Source organism: Streptosporangium sp. NPDC049078 (genome assembly GCF_040648855.1).
In the GTDB taxonomy this organism is placed as follows: domain Bacteria; phylum Actinomycetota; class Actinomycetes; order Streptosporangiales; family Streptosporangiaceae; genus Streptosporangium.
This window is the reverse complement of record NZ_JBEZEL010000008.1, coordinates 131,873-150,972: the sequence shown is the minus strand read 5'-3', so window position 1 is coordinate 150,972 and position 19,100 is coordinate 131,873. Positions and strand designations below refer to the sequence as shown.

19 protein-coding genes are annotated in these 19,100 nt (G+C 70.1%); 5 read left to right on the top strand and 14 right to left on the bottom strand.

Annotated features, from left to right (window positions below):
* The first annotated feature begins 31 nt into the window (after nucleotides 1–31).
* Nucleotides 32–697, top strand: coding sequence for a TrkA family potassium uptake protein (locus AB0B90_RS15300; RefSeq protein ID WP_350946654.1), 666 nt, complete (start codon nucleotides 32–34; stop codon nucleotides 695–697).
* Nucleotides 697–1,368, top strand: coding sequence for a TrkA family potassium uptake protein (locus AB0B90_RS15295; RefSeq protein ID WP_350946653.1), 672 nt, complete (start codon nucleotides 697–699; stop codon nucleotides 1,366–1,368). Before AB0B90_RS15300 ends, AB0B90_RS15295 begins: the two co-directional genes overlap by 1 nt.
* A 147-nt stretch (nucleotides 1,369–1,515) precedes the next feature.
* Here the strand turns inward: AB0B90_RS15295 and AB0B90_RS15290 are convergent, their stop codons facing one another.
* The 7 genes from AB0B90_RS15290 to valS all read right to left on the bottom strand — a co-directional run bounded on the left by AB0B90_RS15290 (nucleotide 1,516) and on the right by valS (nucleotide 8,920).
* Nucleotides 1,516–2,178: a DUF3159 domain-containing protein gene (locus tag AB0B90_RS15290; protein WP_350946850.1), complete on the bottom strand. Its 663-nt coding sequence runs from the start codon at nucleotides 2,176–2,178 to the stop codon at nucleotides 1,516–1,518.
* A 33-nt stretch (nucleotides 2,179–2,211) separates the two neighbouring features.
* The gene (locus AB0B90_RS15285) at nucleotides 2,212–2,604 is read right to left on the bottom strand and encodes an OB-fold nucleic acid binding domain-containing protein (RefSeq protein WP_350946652.1); all 393 of its coding nucleotides are present in this window, start codon (nucleotides 2,602–2,604) and stop codon (nucleotides 2,212–2,214) included.
* Between the two features lie 49 nt (nucleotides 2,605–2,653).
* Nucleotides 2,654–3,328: a DUF3710 domain-containing protein gene (locus AB0B90_RS15280; protein ID WP_350946651.1), complete on the bottom strand. Its 675-nt coding sequence runs from the start codon at nucleotides 3,326–3,328 to the stop codon at nucleotides 2,654–2,656.
* Nucleotides 3,329–3,464: 136 nt separating this feature from the next.
* Nucleotides 3,465–3,908: a dUTP diphosphatase gene (dut, locus tag AB0B90_RS15275; RefSeq protein ID WP_350946650.1), complete on the bottom strand. Its 444-nt coding sequence runs from the start codon at nucleotides 3,906–3,908 to the stop codon at nucleotides 3,465–3,467.
* Complete coding sequence (locus tag AB0B90_RS15270; protein WP_350946649.1) at nucleotides 3,905–4,459, bottom strand: PaaI family thioesterase; 555 nt, start codon at nucleotides 4,457–4,459, stop codon at nucleotides 3,905–3,907. Before AB0B90_RS15270 ends, dut begins: the two co-directional genes overlap by 4 nt.
* A gap of 11 nt (nucleotides 4,460–4,470) precedes the next feature.
* Complete coding sequence (locus AB0B90_RS15265; protein ID WP_362922958.1) at nucleotides 4,471–5,781, bottom strand: AI-2E family transporter; 1,311 nt, start codon at nucleotides 5,779–5,781, stop codon at nucleotides 4,471–4,473.
* 538 nt (nucleotides 5,782–6,319) lie between these two features.
* Entirely contained in the window at nucleotides 6,320–8,920 is a 2,601-nt protein-coding gene (gene valS, locus AB0B90_RS15260) for a valine--tRNA ligase (RefSeq protein ID WP_362922956.1), read from the bottom strand.
* Nucleotides 8,921–9,003: 83 nt separating this feature from the next.
* Between valS and AB0B90_RS15255 the strand changes: the two genes are divergently transcribed.
* The gene (locus tag AB0B90_RS15255) at nucleotides 9,004–9,300 is read left to right on the top strand and encodes a DUF4235 domain-containing protein (protein ID WP_362508873.1); all 297 of its coding nucleotides are present in this window, start codon (nucleotides 9,004–9,006) and stop codon (nucleotides 9,298–9,300) included.
* Nucleotides 9,301–9,435: 135 nt separating this feature from the next.
* Here AB0B90_RS15255 and AB0B90_RS15250 read toward each other — a convergent pair whose 3' ends face one another.
* From AB0B90_RS15250 to AB0B90_RS15230, 5 genes are all read right to left on the bottom strand, one after another.
* Nucleotides 9,436–10,857 carry a trehalose-6-phosphate synthase gene (locus AB0B90_RS15250; protein WP_350946645.1) on the bottom strand — a complete coding sequence of 474 codons (1,422 nt, stop codon included), beginning with the start codon at nucleotides 10,855–10,857 and terminating at the stop codon, nucleotides 9,436–9,438.
* A gap of 55 nt (nucleotides 10,858–10,912) precedes the next feature.
* The gene (locus AB0B90_RS15245; RefSeq protein WP_350946644.1) at nucleotides 10,913–11,848 is read right to left on the bottom strand and encodes a hypothetical protein; all 936 of its coding nucleotides are present in this window, start codon (nucleotides 11,846–11,848) and stop codon (nucleotides 10,913–10,915) included.
* Nucleotides 11,849–11,929: 81 nt separating this feature from the next.
* On the bottom strand, nucleotides 11,930–12,229 hold the full coding sequence (locus AB0B90_RS15240) for a DUF4193 domain-containing protein (RefSeq protein ID WP_030914836.1): 300 nt from the start codon (nucleotides 12,227–12,229) through the stop codon (nucleotides 11,930–11,932).
* Between the two features lie 272 nt (nucleotides 12,230–12,501).
* Complete coding sequence (locus AB0B90_RS15235) at nucleotides 12,502–13,905, bottom strand: HAMP domain-containing sensor histidine kinase (RefSeq protein WP_350946643.1); 1,404 nt, start codon at nucleotides 13,903–13,905, stop codon at nucleotides 12,502–12,504.
* Nucleotides 13,902–14,555, bottom strand: a complete 654-nt coding sequence (locus tag AB0B90_RS15230) for a response regulator transcription factor (RefSeq protein ID WP_350946642.1) — start codon at nucleotides 14,553–14,555, stop codon at nucleotides 13,902–13,904. The genes AB0B90_RS15235 and AB0B90_RS15230 overlap by 4 nt, the downstream gene beginning before the upstream one ends.
* Nucleotides 14,556–14,762: 207 nt before the next feature.
* Between AB0B90_RS15230 and AB0B90_RS15225 the strand changes: the two genes are divergently transcribed.
* Complete coding sequence (locus AB0B90_RS15225) at nucleotides 14,763–14,945, top strand: hypothetical protein (RefSeq protein WP_350946858.1); 183 nt, start codon at nucleotides 14,763–14,765, stop codon at nucleotides 14,943–14,945.
* 89 nt (nucleotides 14,946–15,034) lie between these two features.
* Here AB0B90_RS15225 and AB0B90_RS15220 read toward each other — a convergent pair whose 3' ends face one another.
* Together AB0B90_RS15220 and AB0B90_RS15215 are read right to left on the bottom strand one after the other, a co-directional pair.
* A complete protein-coding gene (locus tag AB0B90_RS15220; protein WP_350946641.1) occupies nucleotides 15,035–15,829 on the bottom strand; it encodes an inositol monophosphatase family protein in 795 nt (264 codons plus the stop codon).
* Nucleotides 15,830–16,004: 175 nt separating this feature from the next.
* Nucleotides 16,005–17,990: a S9 family peptidase gene (locus tag AB0B90_RS15215; RefSeq protein WP_362922953.1), complete on the bottom strand. Its 1,986-nt coding sequence runs from the start codon at nucleotides 17,988–17,990 to the stop codon at nucleotides 16,005–16,007.
* Nucleotides 17,991–18,119: 129 nt separating this feature from the next.
* Here AB0B90_RS15215 and AB0B90_RS15210 point away from each other — a divergent pair, with 129 nt between their 5' ends.
* Complete coding sequence (locus AB0B90_RS15210; RefSeq protein ID WP_350946639.1) at nucleotides 18,120–19,082, top strand: ferrochelatase; 963 nt, start codon at nucleotides 18,120–18,122, stop codon at nucleotides 19,080–19,082.
* The last annotated feature ends 18 nt before the right edge of the window (nucleotides 19,083–19,100 follow it).

Here is a 19,100-nt window from a genome sequence, read left to right as displayed (position 1 = left end):
AGATCCGCCTCACAGCGACCGGCGGGGGAGCATGCATATCGTGATCATGGGGTGTGGGCGGGTCGGTTCGACCCTGGCGCACATTCTTGAGGACAGCGGCCACTCGGTCGCGATCATCGACCATGACCCGCAGGCGTTCCGCCGCCTGCGGGCGGGGTTCAGGGGTCGCCGGGTGACCGGGGTCGGCTTCGACAGGGACGTCCTGGAGGAGGCGGGCATCGAGGCCGCGGCAGCCTACGTGGCGGTGAGCAGCGGAGACAACTCCAACATCATCTCCGCCAGGGTCGCCCGCGAGACGTTCGGCGTGGACAACGTCGTGGCCAGGATCTACGACTCCCGGCGCGCCGAGGTCTACCAGCGGCTGGGCATCCCCACCGTGGCCACGGTCCGCTGGACCGCCGACCAGATCCTGCGCCGCGTCCTGCCCGAGGGCGCCGAGCCGCTCTGGCGCGACCCCAGCGGGCGCGTGGTACTGGCGGAGGTGGCCTACCACCCCGGCTGGATCGGCACCCTGACGAGGGAGCTGGAGGCGGCGGCGGGCACCCGCCTGGCGTTCGTCAACCGGATCGGCGACACCCTGCTGCCCAGGAACGACTCGGTGGTGCAGGAGGGCGACATACTGCACGTCATGGCGGTCGAGGCCGACATGGACCGCATCAACAAGGTGTTGTCCGGAGCGCCGGAGAAGGAGCACTGATGCGCGTCACCATCGCCGGCGCGGGGGCGGTCGGCCGGTCGATCGCCGCCGAGCTCCTGGAGAACGGCCACGAGGTCCTGCTCGTCGACATCGACCCCAAGGCCATCAAGATCGATACCGTGCCGCGGGCGGAGTGGCTGCTCGCCGACGCCTGCGAGATCTCCTCGCTGGACGAGGCGGGCCTCGCCGACTGCCACGTGGTCATCGCCGCCAGCGGTGACGACAAGGTCAACCTGGTGGTGTCCCTGCTCGCCAAGACCGAGTACGGCGTGCCTCGCGTGGTCGCCAGGATCAACCACCCCAAGAACGAGTGGCTGTTCAACGAGTCGTGGGGCGTCGACGTGGCCGTCTCGACCCCGCGCCTGCTGAGCGCGCTGGTCGAGGAGGCGGTGAGCGTCGGCGACCTGGTGCGGCTGATGACCTTCCGCCAGGGCCAGGCCAACCTGGTCGAGCTCACCCTGCCCGAGGACGCGCCGGTCGTCGGCCAGCGCGCCGGCTCGGTTCCGTGGCCCAACGACACCGCCCTGGTCGCGATCCTGCGCGAGGGCCGGGTGCTGGTGCCCACCGCCGACGACCCGCTGGAGGCCGGCGACGAGCTGATGTTCGTGGCCAGCCAAGAGGTCGAGGAGGAGCTGGCCGAGCTCCTGTCCCCGCACCGCACGCCCCGCTGAACCCGCGCTCCCGCGCACCGGGCGAGCCGGTCCTCCCGCACCGCGTGCCGGGGGATCGGCGCCGGGAAGCCGTGTGTGACCTCCTGGGGACCGGACGGGTCGCCGCCCGGCGGACCGAGAAGCTCTTCGCGAAGGCCGGCGTGGCGGTCAGGAGGCCGCGGGCCGCACCGGGGTCCTGCCGCGGGCGAGGAGCCACACCATGGCCGCGAGCGCCGCGACCTGGAGCGGCCAGCCCATCGCGATCTTGAGGATGCCCAGCTGGGCGACCGCGTCGTCCCTGCCGATCAGATAGACGGGGAGCTGCACCGCCACCCGGATCACGCATGGGATCATCAGCAGCCAGGTGAGCCTGATGCACAACTTCACCACGGCCGGATCCGCGCGCCACGCGGTCGGGTCGCCGGTGACGGATCCGATGAGAAAGCCCACGACCGGCCACCGGGTGATGATCGACAGCAGCATGACCACGGAGTATCCGGCGTTGTAGAGGATGCCCGGCAGGAAGACGTCCTCCGCCTGGCCGGTACGGGAGGCGAAGAAGGCGCCGATGCCGATGCCGATCAAGCTGTTGATCACGAACTGCGGCGTCGAGCGTTGCACCAGCCGCACCACGAGCAGCAGCACCGCGGCCGAGATGCTCACGGTCAGTGACGGCCTCAGCTCCGAGGTGGTGATCCACATGACGGTGAAGGCGATGGTGGGCACGGCGGCCTCGATCACGCCTCGCACTCCGCCGAAGGCCTTGGCAAGCTGGCTGCGGATCGCGGCCTCGACCGTGTCGTGCGCGGCGGTCTCACCGGTGGTGGTCATCTTCTCGCTCACCGTCTTGGGATCGTCAATCACTCACGCACCGCCCGCTGGGCGCAGCTCGTATCTCGGATTGAACATGACTTTGCGGCCATCCTGCACGCTGACGAGCCCTTCCGCCAGCACCAGGCGCCCCGGCTCGATACCGGCGATCTTCCTGCGGCCCAGCCATATCAGGTCAATCACATCGGAACCATCGTAAAGCTCGGCCTCCAGTGCCGGAGCGCCTCCGCGAGGACGCAGCGTCACCGTCCGCAGGGTGCCGGTGACGCAGGAGCGACGGCGCATACCGCAGGAGACGATGGGCGTGGCACCGTGACGATCGAGGTCCTGCTGGAGCTCGTCGGCCTCCAGTTCGTCCTGACCGGCGGTCAACCGACGGAAGAATCCCCGCAGACCGCCCTGTTTGTGCGGCTCCTGAGAACCCACGGACCTCTCCTTCACACCCGAGTCGAACCAGCGTACGCGATCCGGCCCGTCAGCGAATCTCGGCGATCTCCGGCCCCCGCTCGAACGGCTTGAGATCGGGCACCTCTCCCCCGGCGGCCTGCTGCTCCGCGGCCTGCTTGGCCTCGGGCGGCAGCCGGAGCTCGATCGCCTCCTTGGGAGCCATGGGCTCGTCGCCGCGTACCACGACCATGTCCCTGACGACACCCTCCAGCGTCTCGGCGGCCCCGGCGTCGTCGGCGGCCTTACCGCTGATCACCGCGCGCAGGAACCAGCGCGGCCCGTCCACCCCGATGTAGCGGACCGGCTGCTCGCCGCCCTCCGCGGGGATCCTCGCGGCCAGCTCGACACCGAACGGCCCCTCCCGCTCCTCGGCGGTGCCTCCCGCACCCTTGACCCCCTCGGCCAGCTCGGCCCTGACCTCGTCCCAGATCCCGCTGCGCTTGGGCGCCGCGAAGGCGTGCACCTGCAGGGCACTCCCCTCGAACAGCACCACGGCACCGACGATCTGGTCGCCGGCCAGGTTGAGCTGCACCTCGAAACCGGCGTCCACCGGCAGGCGCATGCCTCCGAGGTCGACCCGTTCGCGCTCGGGGTGGGGCTCGTCCGCGTCCCACGGCCCCGACTCCCGCGACGGTACCCGCTCGACCTCTTCCACCGCGGCCTTGGCGGCCGGGGACTTCTCACGACGGCTGCGTCCGAACACTTCTCTCACGCTCCTTGAAGATTCACTCGTCACTCGTCACCCGCCGGGCACGGCGGCGGTCGCTCTCCGGGGCCGGGAGGATGCCCCGCCCTCGGATCGCCGGCCGTTCCGTCCACCTCGCCGGGATCACTTCCTGTCAGTGGCCGGTGGACCCGAACCCGCCGGCGCCTCGCACCGAACCCGGCAGCCGGTCCACCTCGTGGAACGCCGCCTTCTCCACCTTCTGGATCACCAGCTGCGCGACCCGGTCTCCCCTGCGCAGCCGTACGACGCTCTTGGTGTCGGTGTTGATCAGTGTCACCTTGATCTCCCCCCGGTATCCCGCGTCGACGGTGCCGGGCGCGTTGACGAGCGTCACCCCATACCTGGAGGCCAGGCCCGAACGCGGGTGGACGAACGCGGCGTACCCGTCTGGCAGGGCGATCGCCAGCCCGGTGCCGACCACGGCTCGCTCTCCGGGGAGGAGCTCGACGTCCTCTGCGGCGTGCAGGTCGGCGCCCGCGTCGCCCGGATGGGCGTACGAAGGCGGCGGCAGGTCGGGATCGAGCCGGTGGATCAACACCTCGACGGTGTGGGTCACGGGTTCACCTCGTACTCGTGGTGCTCGTCGGCGATCTTCTGAATGTCACCGTGCTTGGCGAAATGCTCCATGCCCACCTCGACGAAGAGGGCCGCGGCCCGCACGGCGACCGGACCGTCCGGGGAACCGATCCGGCCCTCAGCCTCAAGGTACGCCTTCCTGCCGGACATGCCGTTGCACCAGGCGCGCAAATGCAGGGCGGTGCCCACCGGAACCGGCGCGAGATAGTCGGTCTCCAGCCGGGCGGTGACGTAGGGGCGCTGGAAGAGCCACACGGACATACCGATGACCTCGTCCATCGCCGCGGCGAGCACACCGCCGTGCGCCAGGCCCGGCGCGCCCTGGTGGGTCTCCTCCACGGTGAACTCGGCGACCACCGTGATCCCGTCTGGGGTGAGAGCGGTCAGGCGCAGGCCGTTCGGGTGGTCGGCACCGCAGCCGAAGCAGCGGCTGTAGTGGGGACCGAGCGGGGTGCCGGGAGCGGGGGCGCCGGGGTGCGGCGCCGGGCGGGTCGCGTCCGGCGGAGGGGTGGTCAGGGCGGAACGGGTCACGGGGCAGAACGTTACCGCCTGGGCTGCGGTGATTCCTCATTCGCCGGCTTTCCCTCCGCACCGGCCCCCGGCCCGCCGGAACCGCTGCTCGGCCCCCCGGGACCACCGGGACCCTCGGGACCACCGGGACCCTCGGGACCACCGGGACCCTCGGGACCCTCGGGACCGCCGGAGCCCTCGGGACCGCCGGAGCCCTCGGGACCGCCGGGACCGTGAGGTTCCCCGGGATCGGGGTGTGGCGGGGCAGGTGGCAGGGCGGGCCGGGAACCACCCCCGAGGAGCTCCGGCAGCGCGCGGTAGATCACCGCGGCCACCGGCACCGCCACGGCGGCCCCGGCGATGCCCGCCAGGATGCCGCCCACCGCGAGCACCAGAATGATCGCCAGCGGGTGGAAGTGCAGCACCCTGCCGACGATCAGCGGCTGGAGCACGTGGTTCTCCAGCTGCTGCTCCACGACCAGGATGCCGAGGAAGATCAGAGCGTAGATCGGGCCCTTGGCACCGAGGGTGACCAGGGTGGCCACCGCACCGGCGAAGAAGATTCCGACGATGGGGATGAAGCTGGCCAGGAAGATCAGCACCGCGAGCGGCGCCCAGAGCGGCACGCCCATCCCCGCGAGCACGATGCCCATGACCACACCGTGCACGGCGGCCACCGCGACCGTACCCTGCACGTAGTGCGAGAGCGTCACCCAGGCGGCCCGGCCGGCCCTGTCGACACGGGGCGCGACGTCACCGAAGCCCTTCAGGAACCACGACCAGATCTGGTCGCCGTCCTTGAGCAGGAAGAACGTCACGAACAGCAGCAGCACGATGGAGGCGAGCACCTCCAGTGCCACCGTGGCGCCGGTGAGGACCGTCTGGGTGATCTGGTTGCGCTGGGTGGTGATCTGCCGCCCGATCTCGTCGACCCAGCTGGAGATCTGGGTCGGCTGCAGGTGCAGGGGGCCGGTGTAGAGCCAGTTCTCGACGCTCTTGACCGTCACGCGCAACTGGTCGAGAAGACCGGGGAACTCGTCGTTGGCACGCACCCCGATGATCCATCCGGTGCCGCCGAGCACGGCGAGCGCGATGATCATCGTGAGCCAGGTGGCGTAGATGGGCCGCATGCCCATCGCGCCGAACCTCCGGGTGAGCGGGAACAGCAGCGCGGTCAGCAGGAGCGCGACGGCCACCGGCAGCGCCACGATGCGCAGCGTCGCGATGAACTGCGCGAAGTAGAGGACCGCCCAGCCGATGATGATCAGGCAGAGGCTCCACATCGCGATGCGCAGCAGCGTGCGAGGCACCAGGTTGGTGAGGCGTTCCCGGTCGGAAATCACATGTTCAAGACTGTCACGCCGGGAGGATGAATGCGCGGGGGTTATCACAGGAACACGAAACGCGATGGTTCGTCCGTGCGCCGAGTGCCGGCGCCCGTCCCGCGCCGACCCGGCGGGCGTGCGGGTGCCCATCCCGCCGGGGTGGGCACCCGCCTTGCCTGGTCGGTGACACACCCCGGCGGGATCGGCCTCCGCCCGCGACCGGGAGCCGACGCCCCTGGTCACGGGCCGATGCCCACCGATCCCGAGCCGACGCCCCCCGGTCACCACTCACCGGATGAGCGCTCACCGGCAGGGGTCAGCGCTCATCCGGCGGGCGCGAGATCACCCTGTCTTCGAGGTAGCAGCTGCAGTTGCCACATCCTGGCGGCATGCCTGTCCTCCTCTCACCTGTCCTGCCTCGACCGTACGGCAGGACGCCCCGACGGGAAGGACAGATTCGCGTGCGCGCCCGGAGCGCGGATCCCGCCCGGGACCCCCGGCCGGGCGAGGAGCCGGACCTCACCGGGAGGCGTACCTCCGCACCTCGGGCCCACTGTCAGGTGAGAGCGACCTCCACGAGCAGATCCCCCTCGCCCTCGTGGAGCACGAACTCGTCGATGACGCCCGCGCCGCACAGGTCGTCCTGCGCCTGGCGCACGAGGGCGGCCCGCGCACCGGTGACGGTCAGCCGGGAGACCTCCGCGCGCATGGAGAGGCGCGCGTCGGACTTGGCCTTGCGGACCCGGCCGAGGACCGCGGCCACCACGGGCAGCAACTCGGGGTCGCCTCCTCGCTCACCCGCCTCGGGCCAGGCGGCCCGGTGCACCGAACCCTCACGCCACCAGGACCAGACCTCCTCGGTGACGAAGGGCAGGAAGGGGGCGAACAACCGGAGCATGACGTCGAGCGCCTCGCGCAGCGCCGCGTGCGCCGAACGCGCCGCTGTGTTTCCGGCGTTCCCGGCGTTCCCGGCGTTTCCGGCGTTTCCTTCGCCTCCGGTCCCGGTGTTCGCGTCGTCGTAGGCCCTCGCCTTGACCAGCTCCAGGTAGTCGTCGCAGAACTCCCAGAAGAACCGCTCGGTCCGCTCCAGCGCGCGGGTGTAGTCGTAGCCCTCGAACGCCTCGGTGGCCTCGTGGACCACCTCCGACAGCCGGGCCAGCATCGACAGGTCGATCGGCTCGGTGACCTCCCCGCCCTCCTCGCCCAGGCCGAGGACGAACCTGGAGGCGTTCAGGATCTTGATGGCCAGGCGGCGGCCGACCTTGATCTGACCGGTGTCGAACGCCGTGTCGGTGCCGGGGCGGCCGTTCGCCGCCCAGTAGCGGACCGCGTCGGAGCCGTACTGCTCCAGCAGGCCCAGCGGGGTGACCACGTTGCCCCGGGACTTGGACATCTTCTTGCGGTCGGGATCGAGGATCCACCCGGAGATCGCGACATCGCTCCAGGGCAGGGTGCCCTGCTCCAGGTGCGCGCGGACCACGGTGGAGAACAGCCAGGTCCGGATGATCTCGTGGGCCTGCGGGCGCAGGTTCATCGGGAAGACCCGCTCGAACAGGTCCTGGTCGCGCTCCCAGCCCCCGGCGATCTGCGGCGTCAGCGAGGAGGTGGCCCAGGTGTCCATCACGTCCTGGTCTCCGATGAAACCACTTGCCTTGCCGCGCTGGTCCTCGGTGTAGCCGGGCGGAACGTCGCTGGACGGGTCGATCGGCAGCGCGGACTCCGGCGGCATGATCGGCGCGGAGCGGTCGGGCTCGCCCTCGTCGTCCAGCGGGTACCAGACCGGGATGGGCACGCCGAAGAACCTCTGCCGGGAGATCAGCCAGTCGCCCGCCAGGCCCTGCACCCAGCTGTCGTAGCGGACCCGCATGTGCGGCGGGTGCCAGGAGAGCTCCGCGCCGCGCGCCAGGAGCGCGTCGCGCAGGGCGAGGTCGCGCCCTCCGTTGCGGATGTACCACTGGCGGGTGGTGACGATCTCCAGCGGCCGGTCGCCCTTCTCGTAGAACTTCACCGCGCGCCTGGTGGGCCGCGGCTCGCCCTCCATGTCACCCGAGGCGCGCAGCAGCTCCACGATCCGCTCACGGGCGCCGTGCACGGTCCTGCCCGCCAGCTCCGCGTACGGCTCCTCCGGCACGCCCTCGGGCGCGTCCGGCAGCAGCCTGCCGTCCCAGCCGATGACGGCGCGGGTGGGCAGGTCGAGCTCGCGCCACCAGACGACGTCGGTCACGTCGCCGAAGGTGCAGATCATCGCGATGCCCGAACCCTTGTCCGGCTCGGCCAGGTGGTGGGCGAGCACCGGCACCTCGACGCCGAACAGCGGTGTCCTGACCGTGGTGCCGAACAGGGGCCGGTAACGCTCGTCGTCCGGGTGGGCGACGAGCGCGACGCACGCGGGAAGCAGCTCGGGGCGGGTCGTCTCGATCCAGACCCGATCGCCGAACCCCCTGGCCCGCTGCTCCTCCGACAGGCCGAAGCCCAGCCGGTGGAAGGCACCGGGCCACTCCCGGTCCTCCAGCTCGGCCTGGGCGACGGCGGTGCGGAAGGTGACGTCCCACAGCGTGGGCGCCTGCGCCACGTACGCCTCCCCCCTGGCGAGGTTGCGCAGGAAGGCGCGCTGGGAGGCGGCCCGCGCGGCCTCGCCGATGGTGGCGTACGTCAGCGACCAGTCCACCGAGAGGCCCAGGCGGCGCCAGAGCTCCTCGAAGACCTTCTCGTCCTCGACGGTGAGCCGCTCGCACAGCTCGATGAAGTTTCCGCGGGAGATCGGGATCTGCCGTTTGGGATCGGGTCTGGCCGGGGGCTCGAACGAGGGGTCGTAGGCGATGGAGGGGTCGCAGCGCACGCCGAAGTGGTTCTGCACCCGGCGCTCGGTGGGCAGGCCGTTGTCGTCCCAGCCCATGGGGTAGAAGACCTCGCGCCCGCGCATGCGCTGGAAGCGGGCGACGGTGTCGGTGTGGGTGTAGGAGAAGACGTGGCCGACGTGGAGGGAACCGGAGACGGTCGGCGGCGGGGTGTCGATCGAGTAGATCTCCTCGCGCGTGCGCGACCTGTCGAAACGGTAGGTCCCCCCGGTCTCCCAACGGCCCGACCATACGACTTCCAGGCCGTCGAGAGTCGGTTTCTCGGGCATGGTCGCAGGGCGCGGACGCTGATGTGTCATGCCTCCCTATGGTATGGCTTCACGCGATACGACGCTCGGGGAGACTAGTGTTCTTGGGGCGAGCCACGAAACGGGAGGACCCTATGGCCGACAAGAGCGAGAAGCAGGACATGGCGTGGAGGGCGATCGGCGGCCTCCTGGGCCTCGCCACCGCGTGGGGGGCGAAGAAGGTCATCGGGTTCGCCTGGGAGAAGACCACCGGTAAGAAGCCTCCCGTCGACAACGAGTCCCTGGAGATCAGCCTCGGCGAGGCGATCGGCTACGCCGTGGTGATGGGGGTCGGCATGCAGGTGACGCAGATCGTGGTCGCCCGCACCGCCAAGAAGCGCTACAACGCCTGGAAGGCCATGAAGGACGCGGCCAAGGACGTCACCACCTGACGGCGAGACCGTGCCCCGCCGGTGACCCCGGCCGGGGTCACCGGCGTTGCCCCGGTGTTTCAGGACCCGTCGTCCCCTGCCGCCGTCAAGGACCCGCCGCGCCGCTCGCCCTGCCCGAGGGCGGCGAGGTCGCCGTCAGGAGGACTCCGGGACTTCGGAAGGTTCCGGTGAGTCCTGGGAGCCGGATGACTCCAGTGAGGTGAGAAACTCCTTGGCCCAGCGGTCCACGTCGTAGGTGGCCACCCTGCGGCGCAGCGACCGCATCCTGCGCGACAGATCGTGCGGGGTGGCCCGCATCGCGGTCAGCATCGTCCGCTTGAGACCGTCGATGTCGTAGGGGTTGACCATGAACGCCTGGCGCAGCTCGTCGGCCGCCCCGGCGAACTCGCTGAGCACCAGCGCGCCGCGCAGGTCGTTGCGGCAGGCGATGTACTCCTTGGCGACCAGGTTCATCCCGTCGCGCAGCGGCGTCACCATCATCACGTCCGCCGCGAGATAGAGCGCGGCGAGCTCGTCCCTGCCGTACGACTGGTGCATGTACTGCACGGGTTGCTGGCCGAGTTCTCCCTGCTCACCGTTGATCCGGCCGACCTGGAGTTCGATCGAGTCGCGCAGCCGCACGTACTCCTCGACCCGTTCCCTGCTCGGCGTGGCGATCTGTACGAACGCCGCCTCACCCGGCTTGATCGCCCCCTCGGAGAGCAGCTCGCCGAACGCCTTCAGGCGCTGGCCGATGCCCTTGGTGTAGTCGAGCCTGTCGACGCCGAGCAGCAGGCACTCTGGGTCACCCAGCTCCGCGCGGATCTCCCGCGCCCTGGAGATGATGTGCGGCTCCCTGACCAGGGAGTCGAGCTCGCCGAAGTCGACGGAGATGGGGAACGCCCCGGCGCGCACCACCCGGTCCCCCACGTAGATCTCGTGCTTGTGGTGCTGGAGGCCGAGCAGGCGGCGGCAGAGCCGGATGAAGTTGGACGCGCCGCCGGGGCGCTGGAACCCCACCATGTCCGCGCCGAGCAGCCCTTCGACGATCTCGCGCCGCCACGGCATCTGGGAGAACAGCTCGACCGGCGGGAAGGGGATGTGCAGGAAGAAGCCGATGCGCAGGTCCGGGCGGAGCTTGCGCAGCATGGCCGGGACCAGCTGGAGCTGGTAGTCCTGGATCCACACGACGGCGTTCTCCGCGGCCTCCTGCGCGGCGGCCTCGGCGAAGCGCTCGTTGACGGTGCGGTAGGCGTCCCAGGTGACCCGGGAGTAGACGGGCGTGGCGACCACGTCGTGGTAGAGCGGCCAGAGGGTGGCGTTGGAGAAGCCCTCGTAGTAGAGCTCGACCTCGGACCTGGACAGCGGGACGGGGACGAGCTGCATCCCGTCGTGCTCGAAGGGTTCGAGGGTCTCGTCGGGAGCGCCGTGCCAGCCGACCCAGGCCCCCTCCCTGCGCTGCAGGACGGGGGCGATCGCGGTGACGAGGCCGCCGGGGCTACGCCTCCACATGTCCTCCCCGACGCGGTCGACGGGCAGGCGGTTGGCGACGATCACGAATGCGCTGCGGCCCAGCACAAATTCCTCCAGGTAGTCGGGGGCTTACCGAACTAACTACCCGTTTGCGAGGTTTCTATGGCTTACCTGGTGGAAGGGCTCGGTGAACCCTCAGATCGGCCCGTACGACCTCGCCGAGCTTCTTCGTGGCGGCGCGGTTGAGGAATCCTCCGGCCACGGCGCCCGTGAGGAACGGGCCGAAGGTGGTGAGGTGGCGTCCGAGGGTGCGCATCAGCCTGTTGCGCAGGGCCGTCTTGGCCGCGGTGCCCAGGGCGACGGTCATCGTCCCCGGCGCCATGGGGTCGACGCCGCGCTGTTTGGACCAGGCCATCGCGAAGGCCATGGCGCGCTGGGAGCCGGTGCCCGGCACCTGGATCCCGTACACCTCGTGGAGTTCGGCGATGAGCTTGACCTCGATCGCGGCCACGACAAGGGTCTCGGCGACGAGCTGGGCGGGGGCGGAGAGCAGGAGAGGGGGAGCTGCGAACTCGGCGGCGGCGACGGCCCCGCCGATCGCCCCGACCGTCATGGTTCCCTTGGTCGCGGTGCGTACCAGGTCGTCGGCGAGCGCCTCGGAGGTGAGGCCGCGGTGATGCTCGGAAAGGGTCTGCAGGTCGCGGATGGGGATGCGGGGCGCCACGGCCATGAACACGTCGGTCAGCCAGCGACCCCGGTTCTCTCCCGACGCCTTGGCCCTCTTCGCCCCTCGCGCCAGTGATCTCGTGAGGCGGCCGAGCAACTTTCGCCGCTCGGCCGCGTCCATGTCGCCCGGCTCGGCGAGCCTGCCGACGAGCTCGGCCACCTCTTGGTCGGATCGGCCGGGGCCGTCGGCCGCGGCCGCTCCGTGATCGGGGCGGCTTTCCGGGGTCGTCCTGCGATCGGGACCGCCTTCCGGGGTCGCCTCCCGCCCGGCCTCGTCGCGGGGGGCCGCTTTGTGATCAGGCGCGCCGTCCGACTCCTCGGCCGTGGAGTCGTCCGGCGCGGCACCGCTCTGCCTGTTCTCTGACGTCATGTCTCGGAACCTCCTCAAGGCTGTCCTGGGGCCCTACCCGTACTTGGAAGAGCACACCTCGGACAGGCCATCGGAATCATCTCAAGCCGCGCATTCCCGGCATATCTGCTGGCCGTTCTTCTCAACGGCGAGTTGACTGCGGTGGTGCACCAGGAAGCAGCGCGCGCAGGTGAACTCGTCGGCCTGACGAGGAATCACCCGGAGCGAGAGTTCCTCGTTCGACAGGTCCGCGCCCGGCAGTTCGAGCGACTCGGCGAGATCGGTCTCGTCGATGTCGATACTGCCCGAGGACTTGTCGGTACGGCGGGCCTGCAGTTCCTGAAGACTGTCCTCACTGAGGTCGTCGTCGGTCTTGCGTGGGCTGTCGTAATCGGTAGCCATCGGTCTGATCCATCCCCCTCATCTATCTGTCTGCGCTGACTCGCGCGTGTGTAACGCTTGGGAGGCACGACTTGTGCCCGATCCGCCAGAGAGATTCCTGCTTCGGTACCCCGCCGGAATGGTCACTGAACCTCCCTACACGTGAGGGACGTACTGCCAATGGCCACGGTTAGCCAAATATGGCGTAAACCACAGCATCGGCGGCATGCACCACCGTGTTCGACGGCACATCCAACCACATGTGCGGCGTGAACGAGACGCCCCCCGCCGGATCAACGTGGCTGAAGTCGCACGGTGACCACGAGACCCCCTCCGTCCCTGGGTACGGCGGTCACGTTGCCCCCGTGGGCGCGCACGACCGCGCGCACGATGGAGAGCCCCAGACCCGCCCCCTTGTCGGAGTCGACCCGGTCGGCATTGAGCCGCCTGAACGGCTCGAAAAGGCTGTTCACCTCGTACGCGGGCACATGCGACCCCGTGTTGGCCACCTGAACAACCAACGCCCCCTCCACCATTCCCGTCCTCACCCACAGGCGTCCGGAATCAGGGAGATTGTGCTTTATCGCGTTCTCCACCAGGTTGGCCACGCACCGCTCGAGCAGCACCGGATCCCCGACGGTCTCGGCGCCCCGAAGGTCGGGGATCACCGTGACCCCGGCCTTGTCGGCCCGCGCGGCGAGCTGGTCGACGACGGTCTCGGCCACGTCCTTCATGTCCACCGGCTTGCGCACGCTCAGCTCGCGCTCGCTGCGGGCGAGCAGCAGCAGGCCCTCGATCAGGCGCTCGTTGCGGGCGTTCACCTCCAGGAGCGTGCGGCCCAGCGCCTTCAGGTCACCCGAGGCCTCCGGATCGCCCAGAGCGATCTCCAGGACCGTCCGGTTGATCGTCAGGGGGGTGCGCAGCTCGTGCGAGGCGTTGGCCACGAATCTTCGTTGTGTGTCGAAGGCCACATTCAGCCTGGTGAGCATCGCGTCGAAGGTGTCGGCCAGCTCCTTCAGCTCGTCGTCGGGACCCTTGAGGTCGATCCGCTCGTGGGCGAGCGTGGAGCCCGACAGCTTGCGTGCCGTGGCGGTCATCTGCTGGATGGGCTTGAGCGCCCGGTCGGCGACGATGTAGCCGATGATGACGGCGAGGATGCCGACCCCCAGCAGGGCGAGCAGCGAGCGGGCCAGCAGCTCCCGCTGCGCCCCGGTGATCGCGACGTGCTGCTGCCAGTACCACTGCCGCTTGATCTCTGTCGCCAACTGCGGCCCCACAAGCCCGTCCAGGTCGGACGGGAAGGGCGGCCACGCCCCGTAGAGCGCCCAGCCCACCAGGAGGTAGATCACGGCCAGCAGCAGGGCGCCGGCCGTGAAGAACAGCACGGCGTAGGTGATGGTGAGCCGCCACCGGATGCTGATCCGGTCGATGATCGACCTCAGCCGCTCCAGCGGGGTCCTCTCCATCGGGGCGGCGCCCGCCGGGGGCGGCCCGTCCCAGGCCGGCGGGCCGGTCGGCGGCGGGGGCTGCTCGTCCTGCCTCCGCTCTCCGGCGGGCCCGGACTCCAGCCGCTCGTTCTTCCAGGCGCCCCGCTCGGAGTGAGGACTGATCATCGGATGGGTCGGCACCGTGTCGCGGTTCTCTCCCACCGGGACGAACGTCGGGCGTTCCTCTCCCCCACCTGCCGGAGCGTTCACAGCTTGTACCCGACCCCTGGCACCGTCTCGATCACCTGGGGCTCGCCCAGTTTCTTCCTCAGCGTCATCATGGTGACGCGCACGACGTTGGTGAACGGGTCGATGTTCTCGTCCCACGCCTTGTCCAGCAGGTCCTCCTGGCTGACGACCGCGCCCTCGGCGCGCATCAGCTCCTCCAGGACCGCGAACTCCTTCTTGGTGAGCGCGACCTCCGCGCCGTCCCTGGTCACCAGCCGCTTACCCGGATCCAGACGCACCCCGGAGCGCTCGAGCACCGGCGGCAGCGCCGGGGCGGAACGACGGCCGAGCGCCCGCACCCGCGCCACCAGCTCGACGAACACGAAGGGCTTGGCCAGATAGTCGTCGGCCCCCAGCCCCAGCCCCTCCACCTTGTCGTCGACGTCGCCGGAGGCGGTCAGCATGAGGATCCTGGAGGCGGTGCGCGAGGCCACCAGGCGACGGCAGACCTCGTCGCCGTGGACCTTGGGCAGATCCCTGTCCAGGACGATCACGTCGTAGTCGATGTAACCCGTCCGCTCCAGCGCCCCCGCACCGTCGTAGGCCACGTCCACGGCCATCGCCTCGCGCCGGAGCCCGGTCGCGATCGCGTCGGCGAGCACCCGCTCATCCTCGACCACAAGCACTCGCATGGCCTATGGCACCTCCCGTCACATTCCCAGAGCAGCCGCTGGGACGGCCTCCCCATTCTCCCCTCACCACCCGTAAGCACACGGTAAGCCCTTCACAGGAGGGGGCACTCCATGTGATGTCGGAAACACGCAGGTTTAGCGCCTGGTTCACCCTGGGTACAGCCGGTTCCAGTCTCCATAACGGTATCCTCCGTTCCCCATGAGCCCGTGAGAAAGAAGGTGAAGATGGGCGAGTTCACCGCCACAATCGAACACCGCCTCGACCAGGCATACAAGAACTTGCAGGAGGCCAGGTCCTCCGGCGACGACTACCTCGCCGACACCTTCACCGCCGAGATCGAGGATCTCCGCCGTCTGGCCACAGATAACGGCGTCCCCGTCCAGCGCTGATGGGAAGGAGCCCTCCGGCCGACCGCCGGGGGGCTCTTTCACGTCCTCACCCGGTCCACCTCATCCGAGGGGACCGGCCCTCGTGAAGGTCAGGCGTCGCGTTCCGGGTCGAGCGGGAGCAGCAGGTCGTGCAGCTCCTCGAACAGGCCGGGGGCCGCGCACAGCAGGAGACCGGGATTGGCCGGCCTGCCCTCAAGCCCGCCGACCCTCGCCCCGGCCTCCGCGGCGATGAGGCCGCCGGCCCCGTAGTCCCAGTACTGAGGACCGCGCTCGTAGTAGCCGTCCACCCGCCCCGCCGCCACCGAACACAGGTCGGAGGCCGCCGAGCCGCCCCTGCGGATGTCGCGCACGCGCGGCAGCACGTGGCGGAGCACCTCGGCCTGCACCTCGCGCCGCCCGCTCTCGTAGCCGAACCCGGTGGCGATCAGCGCCCGATCGAGCGGCACCCCGGTGTTGCAGCTCAGCCGCTCTCCGGCCAGCCAGGCTCCCCCGCCCTTGACGGCGGTGAACACCTCGCCGCGGGGCACGACGTTCACCGCTCCCGCGATCACCTCGCCGTCCGCCTCGACCGCGATGCTGACCGCCCACTCGGGCACCCCGTACAGGAAGTTGACCGTCCCGTCGATCGGGTCGACGATCCAGCGGATCCTGCCCTCGCCGGTCGCGCCGCCCTCCTCGCCGAGGATCGCGTCGTCGGGCCTGACGGCCTTGATCCTGTCGCGGATGAGCTCCTCCGAGGCCCGGTCGAGGGCGGTCACCACGTCGGTGGGGCTGGACTTGGTGACCAGCACCTCGGGCCGGGCCGGTCGCTTGGCCAGCAGCATCTCACCGGCCTCTCTGGCGATCTCCTCCGTCAGCCGCCCGAAGGTCACGGCGCTGTCCACGATCCCCTCACCACTCCTCGCTCATTCGGGCGGGTCCTCCTTGACGGGACCCGCCCTCCCACATGCCCGGCCGGACGTACGGCAGTCCTCGCCCGCCCCGCCGAAGTACGGGTCCATCCTCGTCGTTCTCGGCACGGTGGACGGCACCGCCCACCGTGCCGTGTTCACGACGGGCTCACGACAGCGACTCCGGGCGCTTCCACTCGCGCCCGAGGACATGCTGATCGAGAAAGGCCAGAACCGTTTCATACCAGACGACCGCATTGCCCGGTTTGAGCACCCAGTGGTTCTCGTCGGGGAAGTACAGGAACTTCGACTCCACCTCCGAGCGCTGCAGGTCCCACCACAGGCGAAGCGCCTCCCCGATGGGGACCCGGTAGTCCTTGTCGCCGTGGATGACCAGCATCGGGGTGGAGATGTTCTCCAGTGACCGGTGCGGGGAGAGCTTCGCGTACAGGCCGGTGCCCGGGGAGCCGAACTCCCGCTGCCAGTACATGGACGCGTCGGTGGTCCCCGCGAACTGGTCGAGGTTCCACAGCGAGGCGTGGGTGACGATCGCCCTGAACCTGCCGGTGTGCCCGGCGACCCAGTTGGCCATGTAGCCGCCGAACGAGCCGCCCATCGCCGCGGTCCTGGTGGGATCGAGCTCGGGGAGTTCCAGGGCGGCGTCGGTGATCGCCATCAGGTCGGCGTGGGTGCGCGGCCCCCAGTCGGCCCAGCCGCGCCGGATCATGTCCGGCCCGTAGCCGGTGGACAGGCACGGATCGGGCAGCAGCACGGCGTACCCGTGCTGGGCCATGATCCACGGGTTCCAGCGCCAGGACCAGTCGTTCCAGCTGCCCAGCGGGCCGCCGTGGATCCACAGCAGGAGCGGTGCGGGGTTCTTCGCGGAGGCCTCCTCGGGCACCACCAGCCAGGCCCTGATCTCCGCGCCGTCGTCGGCGGTCGCGGTGACCTCGGTGAGCGTGCCCGGCAGCTCCAGGTCGGGGACGGGAGAGGTCAGCTTCTCCACGGTCCCGTCCCGCGCCACCCTGACCGGGGCCGCGGGCGCGTCCACGGCCCCGCGCAGCGCGTAGACGGCGCCGTCGGGCGCGACGTTGAGCGAGCTGTAGGCGGCGTTGTCGAGGGTGAGCCGCTCCGGTGCGCTCCCGTCGGCCGGGACGCGGAAGATCGGACGGCGGCCGTGGTCGTCGGCGACCACGAACAGCGAGCGGGAGTCGGGCGCCCAGACCATGTCGGACGGCCAGAGCCCGCCGCCCGCAGGGTGGCCCTCCCCGGTGGCCAGGTCGACGATCCACAGGGTGCTCTCGGGGATCCGCTCGGTGTCGGCGTGGTTGTTCCGTACGCACGCGACCAGACGCCCGTCCGGAGAGATCCTCACCGGCCCGTCGAAGTCGTGGTCGTCGGCGGCGGCCAGGACCCGCCGGGCGCCGCCGTCGACGGTGTCGATGGCGACCAGTTCGAAGCGGAGCTCGCCCTGCGGCATGGACACGCCCCAGGTCGTCACGACCGTGGAGCCGTCCGGCGCCACGTCGCAGGCGCTGTGGCTCGACAGTGCCTTGCCCGGCTGCGGGGTGAGGTCCCTCACCTCGGTCAGCCGCTCGCCGTCGCCCAGGGTGCCGGCGAACAGCCGAGGCTCTCCGGGGCCGAGGTCGTGATCCCAGTAGCGCACCGGGTAGCTCTCGTGCAGGATCGCGCTGATTCCCGCGTCCTTACGTGTCTTGCGCCGCTCGGCCTCGCCCGCCTCGTCACCGGGGAGCACGTCGGAGCAGAAGACCACGGTCCCACCGCCGATCGCGAACCCGGCGACGCCTCCTGGCCTGGAGGCGATCTGGCGGGCCTCTCCTCCCGTCGCGGGCAGCAGCCAGAGGGCGGGAACCTCCTCGTCCGCCTCCTTCACGGTCGGGTCGGGACGGCGCGAGGCGAAGAGCAGGTCGCCCTCCGGCGTGAACTCGGCCCCGGTCTCGCCCTTGACGGATCTGGTCAGCCGGTACGGTCGGCGGCCGTCGAGAGGAATCTCCCACAGGGAGGTTCCGTAGGATCTTCCGTCGGGATTAAGCGCCTGCACCACGCTGACCAGGCGCGCTCCATCGGGGGATAGCCGCAGGGATGTCACCCGCGGCACGCCGACATAATCGCGGATGTCGTTAAATGGGGTCACGGTTTCGAACTTACCTCGGGGATCGTCTCCGAACACGCCTCCGAACACGCATCCACAAACCTTGTTGATAACGAAGTCCTCAAGGTGACCATGCAAGAGGACACCCCGGCATGCGGTTTGATAAATGCCATGGGGAATTACGACGCGCTTCTCGTCGTCTCGTTCGGGGGGCCGGAGAAACCAGATGACGTCATGCCGTTCCTGGAGAACGTGGTCAGGGGCCGGGGGATCCCGCGCGAGCGGCTGCTGGAGGTCGAGGCGCACTACCAGCGCTTCGGCGGCGCCAGCCCGATCAACCGGCAGTGCCGTGACCTGATCGCGGCCGTGGAGCCGACGATCGACCTCCCGGTCTACTGGGGCAACCGCAACTGGCATCCCTACCTGGAGGACACTCTTCGCCAGATGGCCTCGGACGGGGTGCGCAGGGCCGCGGCCTTCGTCACCGCCGCCTACAGCTCGTACTCGGCCTGCCGTCAGTACATCGACGACATCGCGCTCGCCAGGGCCGCGGTCGAGGGTGCCCCGGAGGTCGTCAAACTCCGGCACTACTTCGACCATCCCGGGTTCGTCGCGGCGATGGCCGACCACACCCGTGAGGCCCTGGACCGGCTGCCCGCCGAGCTCAGGGATCGCGCGCGGCTGGTCTTCACCGCCCACAGCATCCCGACCTCGATGGCCGCGACGGCCGGTCCCGGCGGCGGCGCGTACGAGGCGCAGCTGCGCCGGGCCGCGGAGCTGGTCACCGCAGAGGTGGGCGGCGGCAGGCAGTGGGACCTGGTCTGGCAGAGCCGGAGCGGCGCCCCGCACATCCCGTGGCTGGAACCCGACGTCTGCGACCATCTGCTCGCGGTCGACGCCCCCGCGGTCGTGCTGGTGCCGATCGGCTTCGTCTCCGACCACATGGAGGTCGTCTACGACCTCGACGTGGAGGCCGCCGAGACCGCGAAGAAGATCGGCCTGCCGCTGGTCAGGGCCACCACGGCCGGGACCCACCCGCGCTTCGTCTCGATGGTCGGAGAGCTGCTCGCCGAGCCGGAGCCCGTGGCGTGCGCGGCCACCTGCTGCCCGGCCCCGCCACGCCGCCGCGGGTAGCCACGAGGGCGCGGGCCG